The sequence below is a fragment of the Bacillus chungangensis genome (assembly GCF_030812995.1).
Classification (GTDB): Bacteria; Bacillota; Bacilli; order Bacillales; family Bacillaceae_C; genus Bacillus_CF; species Bacillus_CF chungangensis.
The window spans coordinates 49,329-69,196 of the sequence record NZ_JAUSTT010000026.1 but is presented as its reverse complement, the minus strand read 5'-3'; the positions used below and the strand labels follow the sequence as shown (position 1 = coordinate 69,196).

Annotated in this window: 19 protein-coding genes and 1 riboswitch; of the genes, 18 read left to right on the top strand and 1 reads right to left on the bottom strand. The window is 38.7% G+C overall.

Features of this window, described 5'->3' with window-relative positions; translation table 11 throughout:
* A partial coding sequence (locus tag J2S08_RS18055) for a MerR family transcriptional regulator (protein ID WP_459076813.1) occupies positions 1–74 on the bottom strand: 74 nt, incomplete at its 3' end.
* A 941-nt stretch (positions 75–1,015) separates the two neighbouring features.
* Here J2S08_RS18055 and J2S08_RS18050 point away from each other — a divergent pair.
* The 18 genes from J2S08_RS18050 (at position 1,016) to sufU (ending at position 19,788) form a co-directional block, all read left to right on the top strand.
* Positions 1,016–1,933 (top strand): proline dehydrogenase, encoded by a 918-nt coding sequence (locus tag J2S08_RS18050; protein ID WP_307232039.1) that lies wholly within the window; start codon positions 1,016–1,018, stop codon positions 1,931–1,933.
* Between the two features lie 329 nt (positions 1,934–2,262).
* Entirely contained in the window at positions 2,263–4,635 is a 2,373-nt protein-coding gene (locus tag J2S08_RS18045) for a 3-hydroxyacyl-CoA dehydrogenase/enoyl-CoA hydratase family protein (protein WP_370875714.1), read from the top strand.
* A 200-nt stretch (positions 4,636–4,835) separates the two neighbouring features.
* The gene (locus J2S08_RS18040; protein WP_307232036.1) at positions 4,836–6,011 is read left to right on the top strand and encodes an acetyl-CoA C-acetyltransferase; all 1,176 of its coding nucleotides are present in this window, start codon (positions 4,836–4,838) and stop codon (positions 6,009–6,011) included.
* 118 nt (positions 6,012–6,129) lie between these two features.
* The gene (locus J2S08_RS18035; protein ID WP_307232034.1) at positions 6,130–7,914 is read left to right on the top strand and encodes an acyl-CoA dehydrogenase family protein; all 1,785 of its coding nucleotides are present in this window, start codon (positions 6,130–6,132) and stop codon (positions 7,912–7,914) included.
* A 310-nt stretch (positions 7,915–8,224) separates the two neighbouring features.
* Entirely contained in the window at positions 8,225–8,581 is a 357-nt protein-coding gene (locus tag J2S08_RS18030) for an arsenate reductase family protein (protein ID WP_307232032.1), read from the top strand.
* Positions 8,582–8,702: 121 nt separating this feature from the next.
* Positions 8,703–9,086 (top strand): glycine cleavage system protein GcvH, encoded by a 384-nt coding sequence (gene gcvH / locus J2S08_RS18025; RefSeq protein ID WP_307232030.1) that lies wholly within the window; start codon positions 8,703–8,705, stop codon positions 9,084–9,086.
* 167 nt (positions 9,087–9,253) lie between these two features.
* Complete coding sequence (locus J2S08_RS18020; RefSeq protein WP_307232028.1) at positions 9,254–9,604, top strand: toprim domain-containing protein; 351 nt, start codon at positions 9,254–9,256, stop codon at positions 9,602–9,604.
* Between the two features lie 378 nt (positions 9,605–9,982).
* Complete coding sequence (locus J2S08_RS18015) at positions 9,983–10,300, top strand: thioredoxin family protein (RefSeq protein ID WP_307232026.1); 318 nt, start codon at positions 9,983–9,985, stop codon at positions 10,298–10,300.
* Positions 10,301–10,463: 163 nt separating this feature from the next.
* Positions 10,464–10,574, top strand: a riboswitch (SAM riboswitch).
* A gap of 155 nt (positions 10,575–10,729) precedes the next feature.
* A complete protein-coding gene (locus J2S08_RS18010; protein ID WP_307232024.1) occupies positions 10,730–11,758 on the top strand; it encodes a methionine ABC transporter ATP-binding protein in 1,029 nt (342 codons plus the stop codon).
* Positions 11,751–12,419: a methionine ABC transporter permease gene (locus J2S08_RS18005; RefSeq protein ID WP_307232022.1), complete on the top strand. Its 669-nt coding sequence runs from the start codon at positions 11,751–11,753 to the stop codon at positions 12,417–12,419. The genes J2S08_RS18010 and J2S08_RS18005 overlap by 8 nt, the downstream gene beginning before the upstream one ends.
* Before the next feature lie 24 nt (positions 12,420–12,443).
* Complete coding sequence (locus J2S08_RS18000; protein ID WP_307232020.1) at positions 12,444–13,310, top strand: MetQ/NlpA family ABC transporter substrate-binding protein; 867 nt, start codon at positions 12,444–12,446, stop codon at positions 13,308–13,310.
* Between the two features lie 219 nt (positions 13,311–13,529).
* On the top strand, positions 13,530–13,676 hold the full coding sequence (locus J2S08_RS17995) for a hypothetical protein (protein WP_307232018.1): 147 nt from the start codon (positions 13,530–13,532) through the stop codon (positions 13,674–13,676).
* A gap of 162 nt (positions 13,677–13,838) precedes the next feature.
* Entirely contained in the window at positions 13,839–14,822 is a 984-nt protein-coding gene (locus J2S08_RS17990) for a helix-turn-helix transcriptional regulator (RefSeq protein WP_307232016.1), read from the top strand.
* A gap of 305 nt (positions 14,823–15,127) precedes the next feature.
* Positions 15,128–15,541, top strand: a complete 414-nt coding sequence (locus J2S08_RS17985; RefSeq protein WP_307232014.1) for a hypothetical protein — start codon at positions 15,128–15,130, stop codon at positions 15,539–15,541.
* A 465-nt stretch (positions 15,542–16,006) separates the two neighbouring features.
* Positions 16,007–16,798 carry a Fe-S cluster assembly ATPase SufC gene (sufC, locus tag J2S08_RS17980; RefSeq protein WP_307232013.1) on the top strand — a complete coding sequence of 264 codons (792 nt, stop codon included), beginning with the start codon at positions 16,007–16,009 and terminating at the stop codon, positions 16,796–16,798.
* Between the two features lie 17 nt (positions 16,799–16,815).
* On the top strand, positions 16,816–18,126 hold the full coding sequence (sufD, locus tag J2S08_RS17975) for a Fe-S cluster assembly protein SufD (RefSeq protein ID WP_307232011.1): 1,311 nt from the start codon (positions 16,816–16,818) through the stop codon (positions 18,124–18,126).
* Complete coding sequence (locus J2S08_RS17970) at positions 18,126–19,355, top strand: cysteine desulfurase (protein ID WP_307232009.1); 1,230 nt, start codon at positions 18,126–18,128, stop codon at positions 19,353–19,355. The genes sufD and J2S08_RS17970 overlap by 1 nt, the downstream gene beginning before the upstream one ends.
* The gene (gene sufU, locus J2S08_RS17965; protein ID WP_307232006.1) at positions 19,345–19,788 is read left to right on the top strand and encodes a Fe-S cluster assembly sulfur transfer protein SufU; all 444 of its coding nucleotides are present in this window, start codon (positions 19,345–19,347) and stop codon (positions 19,786–19,788) included. The genes J2S08_RS17970 and sufU overlap by 11 nt, the downstream gene beginning before the upstream one ends.
* The last annotated feature ends 80 nt before the right edge of the window (positions 19,789–19,868 follow it).

The following is a 19,868-nucleotide window of genomic DNA, read 5'->3' as shown; positions in this document are numbered from 1 at the left end:
TTATCCCAATTTCTTAATGTTTGCGTTGTTTTCCCTATCAATTTAGCAAATTCGCCTATTGAATAGTATTTCATTTACATCACCTCTTTGTTTTACTGTAAAACAAAGTTTATAATAAAATAAAGAGATTTTATACACTTTTATAAACTAATTTTAACTGTTGTTTCACTGCAAGAGTGGAATGATCTTTGAATTCTCATTTGTGAGAAGTTAAAGCGATGTTCATTTGCAGCTTTTCTCTAATGAAAGATGTGAAACATGCAAATGTTAGAAATAACAGATTCTCTCTTCTCTTTTGACCAGCATGTACGAAGGAAAAGTTTTTACTTGAATCTCCCATAGATGGAAATTGAAATTTATTAGTCTCATAGATTTTACCATCAGTAAAACAAAGAATCCAAGCGGAAGAAAAATCAGTATCTGGTCGGAATCGTAGACTATATTTTCAAACATGCTAATGGAAGTTTGTTGGACACGGATCAAACTTTTCTAAATAGAGATAAAGTGATAAGATATCTATGTAGTTTTCACTTAATATCACTTATTGTCGAATTGGGCAAGAAATGAAGTGATATGGAACTTATTAGCTGCTTTTTTCATTTAATAGAAATGAAGAGTGTCATTTGAAAACGTTTCAGGATGGCTTGAACGATTCAAACGGTTTTTGTATGCGCGTTTTTCATATGTAACGCAGTATATAGACGTCATCTGTACTTTTTATTGTCCTGCTAAAAGCAGCTTCACCCTGACTGCCTCAAATAATGATGGGTGATTCGAAAATAAACGAAAATCACCTCACAATTTACGGGGGAGCCCGATGCTTAAAGATTTATCCCACATCTAACTGGCAGTAAGACCCCCACCTCAAGAGTAAGAGGGATCGAAGAAGTCTAGGTGGGGGATAACTGAAAGTCAAATGTCCGATTGGTTCAACTAACCATCAGTGGGGATGAGAGAAACCCCCATTGATGGAAGTTTCACTTTATTTTCCATAATCCAAAGGGGGCCTGCCAAAATGGAACGGTTAATGCGAAACTTTTTTTTATTTTTATCGAAGAATAGATTCTTTACCAACATGGCTAAGCGTTATGGTTTAAAGTTTGGCGCAGCTCGCTTTGTAGCTGGTGAAACGCTTGATCAAGCGGTTGCTGTTATTAAAGACTTAAACAAAAAAGGCTTAGTTGTGACAATCGATTATTTAGGTGAGTTTATCGATAATGCAGAAGAAGCAAATGAAATGGCTGATAATTCCATTCAAGCGATTCAGGCAATTGGACGTGAAAAATTAAATGCCCAGCTTTCACTTAAAATGACTTCTATGGGAATGGATATTTCCGATGAGCTTGTAATGAATAATATGGAACGGATACTAGAAGCAGCAAAGGCAAACGATGTTTTTGTAACAATTGATATGGAAGACTTCGCCCGCTGTGAAAAAACACTGCAAATATTTAAAAAGCTAAAAACAGAATATGATAATATTGGGACCGTCATTCAAGCATATTTATATCGAACGCGATCAGATATAGAAGACTTAGATGATTATGCACCAAATCTTCGCCTTGTAAAGGGTGCATATAAGGAATCATCTGAAGTTGCTTTCCCTGATAAAAAGGATGTCGATGAAAATTACAAAAAAATCATTGAAATGCATTTGTTAAATGGCCATTATACAGCAATTGCGAGCCATGACGATGCCATTATTGAGCATACGATTCAATTTGTCAAAGATCACAATATACCAAATGACCAGTTTGAATTTCAAATGTTGTACGGAATTAGAAATGAGCGTCAGATTGAGTTGGCGCAGCAAGGCTACAAAATGCGCGTATATGTCCCATATGGAAATGATTGGTATGGATATTTTATGCGCCGTTTAGCTGAACGTCCTGCGAATGTCGGTTTTGTTTTAAAAGGAATGTTTAAAAAGTAAGCAGCATGAATAATCAAAAGAACGTTGATCGTTCTTTTGATTTATATTTAGTATAATTTTTAATCATCTCTCATTTCACTTCTGTTAGTAAGAAGTATTGCTTATGTATACATAAAAAATTCTGTTTTTTTTGAATAAAATGATTGCGAGACGAACGAATATCCTTTATGATAGTAGTAAAGCTCATAAGAGATTATTTTTTTGTCAACAAAATGAATGAGTATTCATTCAAAAAAGTATGAAAGTGAATAATGGAGCCGTCAGAAGGTTGATAATATCTGAACCAGACAGGATGGCCTAAAAAGGAGGAAATTGCATTGAATCTTCGTATGACAAAAGCGGCAGTTATTGGATCTGGAGTAATGGGATCAGGAATTGCTGCACATCTTGCCAATATTGGTATTCCGACATTGTTATTAGATATTGTTCCTACGGCATTAACAGATGAAGAAAAGACAAAAGGCTTCACACTTAAAGATAAGGAAGTAAGAAATCGTTTAGGAAATGCAGCACTTAAAAAATTATTTAAGCAAAAACCTGCACCGTTAACGAAAAAAGAAAATGCCGCCTTCATTCAGGTGGGGAATTTAGAGGATGATGCAGAAAAGTTATCTGCATGCGATTGGATTATTGAAGTTGTAGTAGAGGAGCTATCTGTAAAGAAATCGATCTTCTCCTTAGTAGACAAATATCGAAAGCAAGGGAGTATCGTCAGCTCAAACACGTCTGGCATTTCAGTTGAAGCGATGGCTGAGGGACGTTCAGAAGATTTTCAAAAGCATTTTCTCGGTACGCATTTTTTCAATCCGCCGCGATATTTAAAACTGCTTGAAGTGATTCCAACAAAGCAAACTGATCCGAAAGTGCTCGCTTTTATGCAGGAGTTTGGAGAAAACGTCCTTGGCAAGGGAGTTGTGCTTGCAAAAGATACGCCAAACTTTATTGCAAATAGAATAGGAACGTATGGTTTGCTTGTAACCTTGCAAGAAATGATTAGCGGAGGCTTTAGTGTTGGAGAGCTCGATTCGGTAACAGGAACTTTGATTGGCCGTCCGAAAAGTGCCACTTTTCGCACACTCGATGTTGTTGGTCTAGATACATTTGTTCATGTAGCAAACAATGTATATGAAAAAGTGACAGGCAAAGAAAAAGCCATGTTTGAAGTACCTGTGTTTATGAAGAAAATGCTCGAAAATGGTTGGTTAGGAAGTAAATCAGGGCAAGGTTTTTATCTGAAAAAAGGAAAAGAAATTCTTGAATTAAATCCAGATACCCTCACATATGAAGAAAGAAAAAAACTAAAAACACCAGCGCTGGAAATGGCAAAGCAAGAAAAAGGGCCTGCCCGAAAAATGAAAGCGCTTATATACCAAGGTGATAGAGCTGGGAAGTTGTTATGGAACATTCATGCGCCTGTTCTTGCTTATGCAGCTCAATTAACTGGTGAGATTGCTGATGATATTGTTGCAATTGATCAAGCAATGAAATGGGGATTTGGCTGGAAGCTTGGGCCATTTGAAATCTGGGATGCAATTGGGGTTGAAAAAGCAGTTGAAAAAATGACGAAAGAAAATATCGAGGTGCCAGCATGGGTACAAGACATGCTGGAAAAAGGCAACACATCCTTTTATCGAGAAGTAAATGGCGATACTTACTATTATCATAAAGGCGAGTATAAAAAACGCAGTGAAAATGCAAGAGTCATCGATTTAAAGCGCCTGAAAAAACAAGGAAAGCTGATGAAGCAAAATACTGGTGCTAGTTTAATAGATATTGGCGATGGGGTTGCACTATTAGAATTCCATTCTGCAAATAATGCGATAGGATTAGATATTTTACAAATGATTAACTTCGCCGTTGACGAAGTAGGTCAACACTTTAAAGGCCTTGTCATTGGAAATCAAGGCACGAATTTCTGTGTCGGCGCTAATCTTGCGCTCATTTTAATGGAGGCACAGGATGATAATTTATTTGAAATTGATATGGTAGTTCGCCAGTTCCAGCAAGCAATGATGAAAATCAAATATAGCCAAAAACCAGTCGTCACTGCTCCGTTCCAAATGACGCTTGGCGGCGGTGCGGAGGTATGCCTGCCTTCTGCTCATATTCAGGCAACGATGGAAACCTATATGGGGCTAGTAGAAACTGGTGTTGGCTTAATTCCTGGAGGCGGCGGCAATAAAGAGCTTTATTTAAAGCATTTAAGGACAATGCCGCATGGTGTGAAATTTGATTTGCAGGAAGTAGCGAACAAAGTATTTGAAACGATTGCGATGGCAAAAGTATCTACTTCTGGCGAAGAAGCTCGCATAAACAATTTCCTTCACGAAGCAGATGGAATTAGCGTCAATCCTGATCATCAATTATATGATGCAAAACAGGCTGTGCTTGCTCTATATGAGCGGGGCTACAAACCGCCTATTCGTGAAAAGGTACCGGTTGTTGGCGAAACAGGCTATGCAACTTTGTTATTAGGTGCTCAAGCCATGCATTTATCGGGGTATATTTCGGAGCATGACCTTAAAATCGCAAAAAAACTAGCATATGTGATTGCTGGCGGCAGAGTACCATTTGGCACGCTAGTTGATGAACAATACTTGCTTGATTTAGAAAGGGAAGCATTTTTAAGTCTTGTTGCGGAACCAAAGTCACAGCAGCGTATGCAGCACATGCTTCTAAAAGGAAAGCCCTTAAGAAACTAAAACTGTCGTCATAGACTATGTGATAGATGATGCATCATATGTATGATTCCAGAATTTTTAAAAAGAATTCTTTGCGCATTGTAAGCACGTATTGATTACTGAATGACGTGTTTAACAAAATGTAGCTTATCCATTAAGAATTAATATAGAAGCGAGACGTGTCAACACAAAAAGATTACGGAAGAAAAGAGGGAGATTACATGCGTGAAGCGGTTATCGTAGCTGGTGCGAGAACACCAGTTGGCAGAGCAAAAAAAGGAACGCTTGCTCATGTTCGTCCAGATGACTTAGGGGCGATCGCTGTAAAGGAAACATTGAAAAGAGCAGGCGGCTATGAAGGAAATATTGACGATTTAATCATTGGATGTGCAATGCCTGAAGCAGAGCAAGGGTTAAATATGGCCCGAAATATTGGGGCATTAGCGGGCTTGCCTAATAGTGTTCCTGCAATCACGATTAATCGGTATTGTTCGTCAGGTCTGCAATCGATTGCTTATGCAGCAGAACGAATTATGATCGGGGCTGCAGACACGATTATTGCAGGTGGAGCGGAATCCATGAGTCTTGTCCCGATGATGGGGCACGTCGCTCGTCCGAACGTAAAATTAGCGGAATCCGCCCCAGAGTACTACATGGGGATGGGGCATACTGCTGAAGAGGTTGCGAAAAAATTTAATGTTTCGCGAGAAGATCAAGATGCTTTTGCAGTTAGAAGCCATCAAAAGGCGGCTCAGGCAATTGCAGATGGAAAATTTGCTGATGAAGTGGTTCCAGTGGAAGTAACGATGCGCTCTGTAGATGATAAGCATCAATTAGTAGAAAAACAAGTTATGTTTGAGCAAGATGAAGGAGTCAGGCCGCAAACGAGCATGGAGGTTTTAGCTAAGCTGCGTCCAGCTTTCTCTGTTACTGGTACGGTGACGGCTGGAAACGCCTCGCAAACAAGTGATGGTGCTGCCGCAGTGTTAGTCATGGATCAAGAAAAAGCTAATTCGCTTGGCTATACGCCGATGGCTAAATTTCGCTCCTTTGCGGTGGCCGGAGTACCGCCAGAAATAATGGGAATCGGACCTGTCGAAGCGATACCAAAAGCATTAAAGCTTGCTGGTCTAGAATTGTCTGATATTGGACTTTTTGAATTAAATGAAGCATTTGCTTCGCAATCGATTCAAGTGATTCGCCAGTTAGGATTAAATGAAGAAATTGTCAACGTCAATGGCGGTGCGATTGCACTTGGTCATCCATTAGGATGCACTGGCACAAAGCTGACGATTTCACTCATTCATGAAATGAAACGACGCAGTGTTCAATTCGGTGTCGTAACGATGTGTATTGGCGGTGGAATGGGAGCTGCTGGTGTTTTTGAATTAATGTAACAGTGGATATGATAAAATCCTATATTCTATAAATCTTCAGGATTATTGCTGTGATCATTTGTTGATGGCTATACGTAAATTAAAATGACTTTTTATATGAAAGATAGGAGGAACAAAAATGACAAATCAAACAGAACAGGTAATAAAAGGTGGCAGCTTTTTAATCGATGACATTCCTTATGAAAGGATGTTTACACCTGAAGATTATACAGATGAACATCAAATGATTGCTAAAACGAGTGCAGATTTTGTCGAAAATGAAGTCATTCCTCAAGTAGAAAAGCTGGAAAATCATGAGTTTGATATTTCTGTGAAGCTATTAAAACAGGCTGGTGATCTGGGGCTTTTAGGAGCAGATGTACCTGAAGAATATGGCGGTTTAGCGTTGGATAAAGTGAGTTCCGCTTTGATTTCAGAGAAGATGGCAAAAGCGGGCGGATTCTCTATTTCTCACGGTGCACATGTCGGAATTGGTTCTTTGCCGATCGTTCTCTTTGGAAACGAAGCGCAGAAGCAAAAATATTTACCTCAACTTGCAACTGGGGAGAAGCTTGCTGCTTATGCATTGACTGAGCCAGGTTCTGGATCAGATGCCTTGGGAGCGAAAGCGACAGCAAAACTCAATGAAGCTGGCACACATTATATTTTAAATGGCGAGAAGCAATGGATAACGAACTCTGCCTTTGCAGATGTGTTTGTTGTATATGCGAAAGTAGATGGTGAGCACTTCTCGACTTTTATCGTCGAAAAGGATTTCCCAGGAGTTTCAACTGGTGCTGAAGAAAAGAAAATGGGTATTAAGAGCTCCTCTACACGGACATTGATTTTAGAAGACGCGGAAGTACCGGTGGAAAATTTACTTGGTGAGATTGGAAAAGGGCATCGTATTGCATTTAATATTTTAAATATTGGCCGCTACAAGCTTGGGGTTGGAGCAGTAGGTGCATCGAAGCGAGCTCTTGAAGTATCGGTGCAATATGCAAATCAACGCAAGCAGTTCCAAACACCGATTTCACAATTTAACCTCATCAAAGAAAAAATTGCAACAATGGGAGTTAAGCTTTATGCTGCTGAAACTTCAGTATATCGAACGGTCGGTCTTTTTGAAGACAGAATGAGCATGCTGACAAATGAGCAAGTAAAGGATGGAACAGAAGTGGCTAGCTCGATTGCCGAATACGCCATTGAATGTTCCTTAAATAAAGTCTTTGCTTCTGAAGTGCTTGACTACTGTGTTGATGAAGGGGTACAAATCCATGGCGGATACGGCTTCATGGAAGAATATGAGATTGAAAGAATGTATCGTGACTCTCGGATTAATCGCATTTTTGAAGGGACAAATGAAATTAACCGTTTGTTAGTGCCTGGCACTTTTATGCGCAAGGCGCTAAAGGGAGAGCTGCCACTTTTACAAAAAGCCCAAACGCTTCAAGAAGAGTTGATGATGCTTATGCCGGAAGAAGTAGGAGATGCGCCGCTTGCTCAAGAAAAATATGTAGTTAAAAATACGAAAAAAATCGCTTTAATGATTGCAGGCTTGGCAGCGCAAAAGTACGGGCCAGCACTAGAAAAAGAGCAAGAAATCTTAGCAAATATTGCCGATATTGTCTCACTTCTGTATGCGATGGAGTCTGTCGTATTGCGGACAGAAAAAGCAATTACTAAGGATGGAGAAGAAAAGCATCAGCAAAAGCTGCTATATACGCAAATTTTCTGTCAGGAAGCGTTTCATGAAGTGGAACAGCTTGCAAAAGAATCGCTCGTTGCCATTGAAGAAGGTGATACATTGCGAATGATGATCTCTGCGCTTCGCAAGCTTACTCGTCATACACCGATTAATGTGATTGCCAAAAAACGGTTAGCAGCTGATAACCTCATAGCAGCAGAACGTTATACGGTTTAAAAGCAGGAGAAAACGGTGTTGTTTCAGGACAGCGCCGTTTTCATTTGAAAAGACAGCTGCATTTAATATCCTACCCATTCTTCACTTTCCATCATCCTAAAGTATCATGTAATCGATCTATTCTTAATTCTGTGATCATCAAACAACTGATTTTGTTGTCATATTTTAAACATATATTTAAGGCGGCAGGATTTTTGTTATAGTGGTCGAATATATGTTTTAAAAGGTTAAAAGTATAAAAGAAAGGTCAGCAGCTTTTTTTTGCTGCTCTAGCAATAGGATAGAGAGATTGACAAGGATGGTGATATTGATGCAATTAACCTTTTATTGGTATCCTCAATGCGGCACTTGCCAAAAAGCTAAAAAATGGTTAACAGCACATGGATTTGATGTAAGACCAATACATATTGTTGAAAATCCACCGACAGTAGAAGAATTAAAAAAGTTATATGAATTAAGCGGTTTGGAATTGAAAAAGTTTTTTAATACGAGTGGAAAGAAATACCGAGAGCTGAATATGAAAGAGAAAATAAAGCACGAATCGGAGGCCGCATTGCTGGAAATATTAGCATCAGATGGCATGCTTATTAAACGGCCAATTGTAACAGACGGAAGAAAAGTTACTGTCGGTTTCAAAGAAGAAGCATTTGAACAAGCATGGCTGTAGAACGTTGTATTGGAAGGCTAGAATCGCTTGCTTCTTTTTCTTAAAAACAAAGGGCCTTTTCTTGCTTTATTCGCAAGAAATATGTAAATATAAACATGAGTAAACCAATGGAGGGATTAAAATGAGCACACCAAAAGAATTGCGTTATTCTGAAGAACACGAATGGGTAAAAGAAGAAGGAGATAAGGTTCGAATTGGGATTACTGCTTTTGCCCAATCTGAATTAGGAGATATTGTATTTGTTGAGCTACCTGAGGTAGGGGATGATATTACAACAGACGAGCCTTTTGGCAGTGTCGAATCTGTTAAGACAGTATCTGAGCTTTATGCACCAGTAAGTGGAAAAGTGGTAGAAGTAAACGAAGACCTTGATGACAGTCCAGAATTTGTTAATGAGTCTCCTTATGAAAAGGCGTGGATGATTGTCGTTGAGCTATCAGATAAATCAGAGCTAGACAATTTAATGACTGCTGAGCAGTATGAAGCGATGGTCAATGAAGACTAAGAAAAATTCACACCTTGGATGCATTCCAGGGTGTTTTTTTCCTAACTAAGCCAAGTTCAAGCAGCTTTTTCATTGCAAACTCATTTCAGAAGCTGCTAAAGCTAAATTGCCTCAGCTATCTTTGGCAAGCATCTTACTTGCTAGTTGTTGAATAAAGGGTGAGGATAATGGAAGAAAGTCAAGAAAAAGTGATTATTGTAGAAGGGTTAGCGGATAAAAAAAGAGTCAATAAGATTGTGAGTGAACCCGTTACGATTATTTGTACAAATGGAACGATTGGCTTAAGTAAAATGGATGAGTTGGAGGAGATGCTGTCAGAAAAGGATGTCTATCTATTGCTTGATGCTGACAAGGCTGGTGAAAAGCTTCGCAAGCTATTTAAAAAAGAATTTCCCGAAGCAAGGCATCTTTATATTGACCGCGGCTATCGGGCTGTTGAAACGACGCCTTATCAACAGCTTGCTGCAGTATTATTAAGTGCAAATATAGATGTACATTTGCAATATTTGAATCCTTAAAGCAAGCTATTCCTTAAGGGCTATTCCATAGGAAGCAAGCAAAAAGGACAGCATCTTTTTATCCCACATCTAACTGGCAGTAAGCCCCCCACCTCGGGGAGTAAGAGGAATCAGAAGCGGCTAGGTGGGGGATAACTGAAAGTCAAATGTCCGATTGGTTTGGTTGTACAGGTTAAGGGCAACTCATTAAAATCAGCATCTCAAGAAGAAAAACGATTTTCTTTTTTGAGGATTAGCAAACCTATAAGAATAAGACTCCCCATGGCAAAGTTGGTTTTGAGGCATACTAGATAGAAGTGAAACAATTTCGAGATAATGAATGAAGCAAAACGCCTTTTTTTATACACGAGGAAGGGGTATCATAAAGAGGATGGTTTTATGAAGGAATGGTCTAAAGAGCATATGATCGCAGCCATGGAGCAGCCTTGCGTCACTGCTATTTATGTTTATACACCTTTATGCGGCACATGTCAGCTTGCAAGCCAAATGATAACTCTCACAGAGAAGCTGCTGCCTGATTTGCAAATTGGCCAATGCAACTTGAATTATGTTCCGGAAATGGCAACTAAGTTTGCGATAGAAAGTGTTCCATGTTTATTGGTATTAAAATCTGGAAAATTGCTGAATAAAATCTATGCCTTTCACTCTGTTACCTATTTATATGAGATATTATCTAAGTATAGTGAACGTTCATAGTTATTCAGGTTTAATTTTTTTATATTCTCACATTTTTTTACTAATATGGATATGTCTTTAATACTAAGACTTTTTGTTGATTGGAAGAATAGTATTGACAGATATGCAGGTGAATGATAGAATCCAATCATCAATAGCAAACAATTAAATCGAACTATTTATACTCTTATCAAGAGAGGCGGAGGGAAGTGCCCGATGAAGCCCGGCAACCATCAACGTTTGTTGAAATGGTGCCAATTCACGCAAAACAAAGATTTGTTTTGAGAGATGAGAGAAAGGGATTAATATATGATGCCTTTCTGCTCATGTTGCAGAAAGGCTTTTTGTTTTTTAGAAATCCATTATAAAACTCGACATCATATGTGAGCTGTATGATCCGAAAAGATTGATAAACATCACATCTAATGTGAAAGCAGGTGAACAAACAGCATGATTACGATAAAGAACGTAAACAAGCAATTTAACACAAAGAGAGGCACGATTACCGCGCTTCATCAAATTAATCTTGATATACGCGCAGGGGAAATATTTGGAGTTATCGGTTATTCAGGTGCCGGCAAAAGTACATTATTACGTCTGTTGAATGGGCTGGAGCTTCCTAATACTGGAATCATTCATGTAGCTGATCAAGAGATATCAAGCGCGAAGGAAGCGTCCCTTAGAAAAGCACGTCAGGAGATTGGGATGATTTTCCAACACTTTAATCTGCTTTGGTCGAGAACGGTGCGAGATAACATTGCTTTTCCACTTGAAATTGCCGGTGTAAAAAAAGCAGAGCGTCAAGCAAGAGTAGATGAGCTTATTAAACTTGTTGGTCTTGAAGGTCGTGCTGACGCATATCCAGCAGAGCTAAGCGGTGGACAAAAACAGCGGGTAGGGATTGCAAGAGCGTTAGCAAATCGTCCGAAGGTGCTGCTTTGTGACGAAGCAACCTCAGCACTTGATCCTGAAACAACAGATGCGATTCTCAATTTGCTTGTAGATATTAATAAGCGACTTGGGATAACGATTGTATTAATTACCCATGAAATGCAAGTTATCAGAAAGATTTGCCATCGTGTTGCTGTAATGGAAAATGGAGAAATTGTTGAACTTGGCGACGTTTTACAAGTATTTAAACATCCGCAGCAAACAATTACTAAAACATTTGTGCAGCAGATGACAGAGACAGATGACACGAAAGAAACAGCATCGCATTTGCTCGAAAAATATCCAAATGGAAAAATAGTCAAATTAACATTTATTGGAGATATGACCGCCCAGCCGCTTATGACAGATTTCATCCGCAGTCATTCGTTAACGATTAATATTTTGCATGGGAGCATCAATCAAACACAAGAAGGGGCTTATGGCACATTATTTCTTCATATTGAAGGTACTGAAGATGAAATGGAAGCGGCGCTCCAATATTTGCAAACACGTCAAATTGGTGTGGAGGTTGTAACAGCTCATGATTGAGAAGTTCTTTCCCCATGTTAATTGGGAAAAAGTGTGGGAGGCCACAATACAAACATTATATATGACAGGTGTTTCTGTTCTTATTACCTTCATACTTGGGATTATACTAGGATTATTATTATTTTTAACGGCGAAAGGAAACCTGTGGAGCAATCGCTATATTTATTGGCTGACAGCCCAAATTGTGAATATTTTTCGCTCTATTCCTTTCATTATATTAATTGTCTTGCTCATCCCTTTCACGAAATATGTAATGGGAACGATGATTGGAGTAAAAGCTGCATTGCCAGCACTGATTATCGGAGCAGCACCGTTTTATGCTCGCATGGTAGAAATTGCTTTGCGTGAAATTGATAAAGGAGTTATAGAAGCAGCAAGAGCGATGGGAGCTAAAACGACGACAATTATTTGGAAAGTGCTGTTGCCTGAATCGATGCCAGCACTCATTTCCGGCATTACTGTTACTGCTATTACCCTCGTTGGATTTACAGCGATGGCAGGGGTAGTTGGGGCAGGAGGCCTCGGTAATTTGGCATATTTAGAAGGCTTTCAGCGCAATCGCGATGATGTAACTTTAGTTACAACGATCATCATTCTACTCATCGTATTTATTATCCAATGGATTGGTGATTTGATCACCGCTAAAATAGATAAACGTTAACAAAGATGAAGAGGAGGAAATAAAATGAAAAAGTGGCTGCATTTATTATTAACCATCAGTATTATCTTCGTATTAGCTGCTTGTGGTACTGGAGACAAGACGAAAGAAAATGACAAAAATGAAGGAACAAAAGATAGCGGTAAAACAGCAGAGAGTAAAGAACTCATTGTAGGAGCGTCCAATATACCGCACGCTGTTATTTTGGAACAAGCAGTGCCGCTTTTAAAAGAAAAAGGCTATGATTTGAAAATAGAAACATTTCAAGACTATGTGCTTCCAAATACAGCCTTAGATGAAGGCGAAATCGACGCAAATTATTTTCAGCATATACCTTATTTAGAGGGACAAATAAAAGAGCACGGATTTGATTTTGTCAACGCGGGAGGCATCCATATTGAACCGATTGGCGTCTACTCTAAAAAACATCAATCCCTTGATGACTTGCCAGAAGGTGCAACCATCTTAATGAGCAGCTCTGTAGCAGATCATGGCAGAATTTTGTCTATGCTAGAGGAAGAAGGCCTTATTGAACTGAAGGAAGGAATCAATAAAGTCGAAGCGACACTTGATGACATTGTTAAAAATCCAAAAAAACTTGTTTTCAATCATGACTTCGAGCCTGCTTATTTGCCAAAGGTGTATGAGAATGATGAAGGCGACGCTGTATTAATTAATTCGAACTTCGCTATTGATATTGGACTAAATCCGCTTAAGGATGCCATTGCGATTGAAAAGAAAGATTCTCCATATATGAATGTCATTGCTGTCCGTAAGGGTGACGAAAACGAAGAAAAGATTAAGGCGCTTGTTGAAGTTCTCCAATCAGAAGAAATTCAACAATTTATTTTAGATGAATGGAATGGCGCAATCGTCCCAGTAACGGAAGAATAAACAATGGGAGCATATGGCTGAAAAATTGATTAATTGTAAGAATGAGCGTTTCGAATAGAGGAGATAATCCGTGAGGAAAGCTGAGTCGTGTGCATCATGAATGATCCTTTTTGAATTGTTGTTTCATGATTGATATGATGAACAACGTATGCAACATGAAAGGATGGATGCAACATTTATTCTCTAAAGTTAATCTATACAGATGATATGGAAAAAGCAATGCACCATGCACATGGAATTGGCTATGAATTGTATAAACGGCAGCACCTTGTGCGGATGGCTGTTGAACGCGCACGAGAACAAGAATATGTTAAAAGCAGAAGTGTTGTATCTCACCATCAACGTCAATTATTCAATCATATATAAACAAAGGGGAAGCCAGAGATCATTTGATCACTGGCTTTTTTTAAGGTTAATATAGAGAATAGGTATGACAATTCATTAATATTGGAGACAGTCGAAAATTCAATAAACGCTGCTCTCACTCGTACAGTTTGTTTGAAACCCTATGAAGAAAGGAAGAGATGGATGATAAAAGAGTTGTCAATTGATAATATGCATGATTACTTTACAGAGATGGAACGGTATTTAAATCATGAATTTCATGAAGAGCCAATAAATGCTGAACAGACTATCCTTCTTCCAAAAGAAATGGGGAAAGGGACAATCCATCGAACGAAAATTAGAGAAGGAATGGAAATTATCATATCTGATGTTGAACTATCTCGTAATATGACGCTTTATATTCATGAAGACTGTGAAATTTTCGAATTAAATTATTGTTTGAGCGGAGAGACTATATGTAAATATAATGATAAGCAGCTAAACATTTTTAAGCCTATCTGTAATGTTGGCTATTTTCAGGATACAAAAGTACATTTGGAAAAACGAGCTCACATTCGCAGCCATATAGTGGAGATTCGCATGTCACCTGTAAACCTTCTCCGTTATTTTGAAAGTGAGGAAGATCAAAAAGAAATAGAGAAAGTATTGCAACAGCAAAAAGGACATGTAAAATCTTACCCGCTGTCCCCTCAAATCAAACATTGTGTGTATGAAATCCTTCATTGTCCATATAAAGCCGCGATGAAGAAAATATATTTGGAAGCAAAGGCGATGGAATTGATTAATTTATTTTTTCTTGAGAACGATCCTATATCCCAGTTTCCTGAGGCCTTCATGCATCCTGAAGACATCAAAAAACTAAAATGGGCGAGAGAAGTTGTTCTCGATCATTTAGATAAGCCTTATTCTATTAAATCGTTAGCAAATAAAGTTGGATTAAATGAAAATAAGTTAAAGACTGGTTTTCGGCAATTATATGGTACAACTGTCTTTGGCTTAATTAGGAGCCAACGGATGGAAAAAGCAGCTTGGCTAATGAAAATACAAGGACTTAATGTTACTGAGACCGCTATGGCTCTTGGCTACAGTAATGTAAGTAATTTTACTGCTGCTTTTCGCAAGTATTTTGGATACAACCCAAGTGAATATTTAAAGAGCATGAAATAATAGCAGCCCTCTGATAATAGATTTTGGAAATGATTTTGTACAGCCGTGGAAATCGATATTGTATAGGTTTAATAGCATCGTTCCATTTCTACAAACATTTTGCCGCTCTTTTTTGCAGTTGGAAATGTTCAATTAAAAACCGTCCCCCTCCTTCTACAGGTAAAAGAAGTTCTTTTACAGGTAGCAGCTATTGAGAATGATAATTATTATTAATGAAAGGAAGTCTTTCAAACAGAAAATCGATCTTTCAACAGATGGGTATGGGGGGATGCGAATGCAACTTCTTTGATTTGAATTGCAAAATAATGATAGAACAAAAGCTTATAGATAAGGGTGAGAAAAAGTGTAGCAAATATGAGGAAAATGCATCGATATTTAAATTGGAAAATACAGATGGCTTCTCTTTCATTAATAGTCTTGAAGAAATTTTAAAGGAAAAGCAGCCATTTGAACTCATAATGGTTAGAGAGATAGAAAAAGCTGATAAACAAAAAGAAAAAGAAGTTCGATTAGCAATCGCGAAATGGCTAAAGTCAAATAAACATTTAATAAGTAAATATTATGTCGGATTTGCTATGGTGGTTCTTAATGAGGAGGAGTTTCAAAAATCTCAGCCTACTGCTTCTAAGTTAACTACTGTTATTTACGGGTGTCCAGGTGATATGTTTAACACCGAGGAGGAAGCGCTCATATGGGTGCATCATCAATTGAGAAAATAATCAAAGTAATTGATTTTGCGGATAAAGTATATTGATAATAAAAGGTGTAAAATATAGGTCAAAATAAAGTATGTTAATAGATCAGTTTCTAGAGAGGGAAATGTTTCTAATGTCGTCATAGTGAAAACCCAGTTTACATTGGTTGATTATCCTCTTTAGATGTTATAAGATTACAATGAGAATAAAATGAGAATGTGTTTAAAGAGGGTTTAAATAATCCTGGAGACAATAAAGGCAGCATTTCATCGCTGCTCCGCTTCTTGCATATCTCGGTCTAAGCGGCTATTGCAGCTTCTCTTCTCGGTTCTTTTTTATCCTCTTTTCGAACACGTACTTTAAAGAGGCTGTTCAAAAACATCTATCTTGACAACATATTAGAACAGTTTCATACAACATTTCAAGGATGCTTGTAATGAAAATGATTTTTTGGACCCGCCTTTAAATATATATAACGGAGGTAGTAAAATGGCAGCTTCAACATCAACATTAACGATTAAAGATTTACATGTAGAAATTGAAGGAAAAGAGATATTAAAGGGAGTTAATATAGAAATAAAAGGTGGAGAAATCCATGCGGTTATGGGGCCGAATGGTACAGGAAAGTCAACGTTATCCTCTGCAGTCATGGGACATCCTAAATATGAGGTAACACAAGGCAGCATCACTTTTGATGGCGAGAACGTATTGGAAATGGAAGTAGACGAGCGCGCTCGTGCAGGACTGTTTTTAGCGATGCAATATCCTAGTGAAATCAGCGGTGTGACGAATGCTGAATTTATGCGTTCCGCTATTAATAGCAAGCGTGAAGAAGGAAACGAAATATCCTTAATGAAATTTATTCGGGAAATGGATAAGAAAATGGAATTGCTTGAAATGGATCCGGATATGGCACAGCGCTACTTGAATGAAGGCTTTTCTGGCGGGGAGAAAAAGCGCAATGAAATTTTACAGTTAATGATGCTTCAGCCGCGGATTGCGATTCTTGATGAAATTGACTCTGGTCTTGATATTGACGCACTTAAAGTCGTTTCAAAAGGCATTAATGAAATGCGCAGCAGTGATTTTGGGTGCTTAATTATTACCCACTATCAACGTTTGTTAAATTATATTACCCCAGACTATGTCCATGTAATGATGCAAGGACGCATCGTAAAATCAGGTGGTCCTGAACTAGCCCAACGCTTAGAAGCAGAAGGATATGACTGGATTAAGAACGAGTTAGGGATAGAAGATGAAACAGTTGGACAAGAAGCATAAGTGTTGGAGGGATCAAGATGACATTAGAGACAAAAATAACGATTGATCAAGAATACATTCGCTCTTTTTCTAACGCCAATCATGAACCAGAGTGGATGGCTACATTACGAACGGAAGCTTTGGAGATGGCTGAACGTCTGCCTTTGCCATCCCCGGACAAAACAAAAATAGCTAAGTGGAACTTTACTCAGTTTTCCAATCATGCTGTGGAAAAGAAAGTTTATCAATCACTAGAAGAATTGCCAGAAGCAGTGAAAGGACTAGTTGAAGTCGATAATAAACAGTCGAACCTTTATGTTCAGCATCAGCATACGGCAGCTTTTTTACAGCTTTCCGATGATTTGAAAAAGAAAGGCGTCATCTTTACAGATATTTTTACGGCAATGAAAGAACATGCGGATCTCGTACAAAAATATTTTATGAAAGATGCCGTCAAGGTGGACGAACACAAGCTGACAGCTTTACATGCTGCTTTAGTAAATGGCGGCGCATTTTTATATGTTCCAAAAAATCTTGACATCAAAGAGCCAATTCAAACCATTTTTATACAAGATCACGAAGATGCCCCGCTATTCAATCACGTTTTAATCGTCGCAGACGAGAACAGTTCTCTTACGTACGTAGAAAACTATCTATCAGTTAAAGAAGGCGCTGCTGGGATTGCGAATATTGTGACGGAAATAATCGCGCATGATAATGCCAATATTTCATATGGCGCTGTAGATCAATTGGCAGAAGGCATGACAACATACGTAAATCGCCGTGGCGTTGCAGGCCGCGATGCCCGTATTCATTTAGCTTTGGGCGCAATGAATGATGGCAATACCGTAGCGGAGAATACGACAAACTTAATCGGTGATGGTTCTTACGGCGATACGAAAGTAGTCGTAGTCGGCAGAGGAAGACAAGTGCAAAACTTTACAACGACGATTAGGCATTATGGCAAAAATAGCGAAGGATATATTTTGAAGCATGGCGTCATGAAAGATGCCGCTACATCCATCTTTAATGGGATCGGCAAAATTGAACACGGAGCAACAAAGGCTAATGCCGAACAAGAATCGCGTGTACTGATGCTAAGTGAAAAAGCTCGCGGCGATGCCAACCCTATTTTGCTAATTGATGAAGATGATGTAACAGCAGGGCATGCAGCTTCAGTAGGACGTGTAGACCCGCTTCAACTTTATTATCTAATGAGCAGGGGGATAACGAAAGAAGAAGCAGAGCGATTAATTATCCATGGCTTTTTAGCACCTGTTGTCAACCAGCTGCCGATCGAAGGAGTAAAAAGACAGCTGCAAGAAGTCATTGAAAGGAAAGTAAAATAATGGATGCAACAGAAATAAAAAAATTGTTTCCAATTCTGAATCAAGAAGTGAACGGTCATCCATTGGTATATTTAGATAGTGCTGCAACCTCACAAAAACCAGTTTCAGTCATAGAAGCGATGGAAACATACTATCGTCAATACAATTCAAATGTCCATCGCGGCGTGCATACATTAGGAACAAAAGCGACAGACCAGTATGAGGGAGCACGTGAAAAGGTTCGTGCGTTTATCAAAGCGTCTTCTACGGAAGAAGTGATTTTTACACGAGGAACGACAACTGCACTTAATACAATCGCTTATAGCTATGGCCGCGCGAATGTTCAACAAGATGATGAAATAGTCATTACGCCCATGGAACATCATAGCAACATTATTCCTTGGCAACAATTGGCAAAGGCAACTGGTGCCAAGCTTAAATATTTGCCAATGCAAGAGGATGGTACACTTGCATTGGATGAAATTAAAAACCATATTACCTCTAAAACAAAAATTGTCGCGATTACCCATGTATCGAATGTGCTTGGAGTTGTAAATCCTATTAAGGAAATTGCAAAAATTGCTCATGATCATGGTGCTGTTCTTGTTGTAGATGGTGCGCAAAGTACACCCCATATGAAAATTGATGTGCAGGAATTAGATTGTGATTTCTTTACATTTTCAGCTCATAAGATGTGTGGACCGACCGGAATCGGCGTACTTTATGGGAAAAAGCACTTATTAGAGGAGATGGAACCAGTCGAATTCGGCGGAGAAATGATTGACTTTGTAGGCTTGTACGAATCAACATGGAAAGAGCTTCCTTGGAAATTTGAAGGAGGCACGCCTATTATTGCTGGAGCCATTGGCCTCGGCGCTGCAATCGATTTTCTTGAAGAAGTCGGGATGGATCGTATTTTAGAACATGAGCATCAATTAGTTGCATATGCTTTAGAGAAAATGTCGGCAATTGATGGCCTTACTATTTATGGGCCAAAGGATCCGCTAAACCGTGCTGGACTTATTACATTTAATTTAGATGATGTTCATCCACATGATGCAGCGACAGTCCTTGACGCGGAAGGAATAGCAGTAAGAGCAGGCCATCATTGTGCTCAGCCATTAATGAAATGGCTCAACGTCTCTTCTACAGCACGAGCTAGCTTCTATTTATATAATACGGAAACCGATATTGATCGATTAGCAGCCAGCCTAGTCAAAACAAAGGAGTATTTTAGTGATGTCATTTAGTAATTTAGATACTCTATATCGTCAGGTGATTATGGATCATTACAAGAACCCACGAAATAAAGGACAGTTGCAAGATGGAAGCTTAACTATTGATATGAACAATCCGACATGTGGAGACCGTATTCATTTGACATTGAAAGTAGATGACGGAAAAATAACGGATGCGAAATTTGATGGAGAAGGATGCTCGATTTCAATGGCATCTGCTTCCATGATGACGCAGCTCATTATCGGAAAAAATGTAAAAACTGCTTTACAGCTTTCTCAGCTTTTTTCCAATATGATGCAGGGAAAAGATTATGGAGAAGATATAGCCGACGATTTAGGAGATATTGAAGCATTGCAAGGTGTTTCAAAATTTCCAGCTCGAATAAAATGCGCTACGTTGGCTTGGAAAGCGATGGAAAAAGGGCTAAAAGAAGAGCAGCAGTAGCAGTTGCTTATCTTCTTCAAATAGATGGTTATATTCATGCTATGATTGTTGCGTTCCAGCGAAATCGTCATTCATGATGG

Bases quoted from the DNA above. Each gene is read 5' to 3' on its own strand.
- J2S08_RS18030 (WP_307232032.1), top strand. From the start codon at position 8,225: ATGCAATTAACCTTTTATTGGTATCCTCAATGCGGCACTTGCCAAAAA.
- J2S08_RS17970 (WP_307232009.1), top strand. From the start codon at position 18,126: ATGGATGCAACAGAAATAAAAAAATTGTTTCCAATTCTGAATCAAGAA.
- sufU (WP_307232006.1), top strand. From the start codon at position 19,345: ATGTCATTTAGTAATTTAGATACTCTATATCGTCAGGTGATTATGGAT.
- J2S08_RS17995 (WP_307232018.1), top strand. From the start codon at position 13,530: ATGCACCATGCACATGGAATTGGCTATGAATTGTATAAACGGCAGCAC.
- J2S08_RS18005 (WP_307232022.1), top strand. From the start codon at position 11,751: ATGATTGAGAAGTTCTTTCCCCATGTTAATTGGGAAAAAGTGTGGGAG.
- J2S08_RS18020 (WP_307232028.1), top strand. From the start codon at position 9,254: ATGGAAGAAAGTCAAGAAAAAGTGATTATTGTAGAAGGGTTAGCGGAT.
- J2S08_RS18045 (WP_370875714.1), top strand. From the start codon at position 2,263: ATGACAAAAGCGGCAGTTATTGGATCTGGAGTAATGGGATCAGGAATT.
- J2S08_RS18015 (WP_307232026.1), top strand. From the start codon at position 9,983: ATGAAGGAATGGTCTAAAGAGCATATGATCGCAGCCATGGAGCAGCCT.
- J2S08_RS18010 (WP_307232024.1), top strand. From the start codon at position 10,730: ATGATTACGATAAAGAACGTAAACAAGCAATTTAACACAAAGAGAGGC.
- sufC (WP_307232013.1), top strand. From the start codon at position 16,007: ATGGCAGCTTCAACATCAACATTAACGATTAAAGATTTACATGTAGAA.
- J2S08_RS17985 (WP_307232014.1), top strand. From the start codon at position 15,128: ATGATAGAACAAAAGCTTATAGATAAGGGTGAGAAAAAGTGTAGCAAA.
- J2S08_RS18000 (WP_307232020.1), top strand. From the start codon at position 12,444: ATGAAAAAGTGGCTGCATTTATTATTAACCATCAGTATTATCTTCGTA.
- gcvH (WP_307232030.1), top strand. From the start codon at position 8,703: ATGAGCACACCAAAAGAATTGCGTTATTCTGAAGAACACGAATGGGTA.
- J2S08_RS18050 (WP_307232039.1), top strand. From the start codon at position 1,016: ATGGAACGGTTAATGCGAAACTTTTTTTTATTTTTATCGAAGAATAGA.
- J2S08_RS17990 (WP_307232016.1), top strand. From the start codon at position 13,839: ATGATAAAAGAGTTGTCAATTGATAATATGCATGATTACTTTACAGAG.
- sufD (WP_307232011.1), top strand. From the start codon at position 16,816: ATGACATTAGAGACAAAAATAACGATTGATCAAGAATACATTCGCTCT.
- J2S08_RS18035 (WP_307232034.1), top strand. From the start codon at position 6,130: ATGACAAATCAAACAGAACAGGTAATAAAAGGTGGCAGCTTTTTAATC.
- J2S08_RS18040 (WP_307232036.1), top strand. From the start codon at position 4,836: ATGCGTGAAGCGGTTATCGTAGCTGGTGCGAGAACACCAGTTGGCAGA.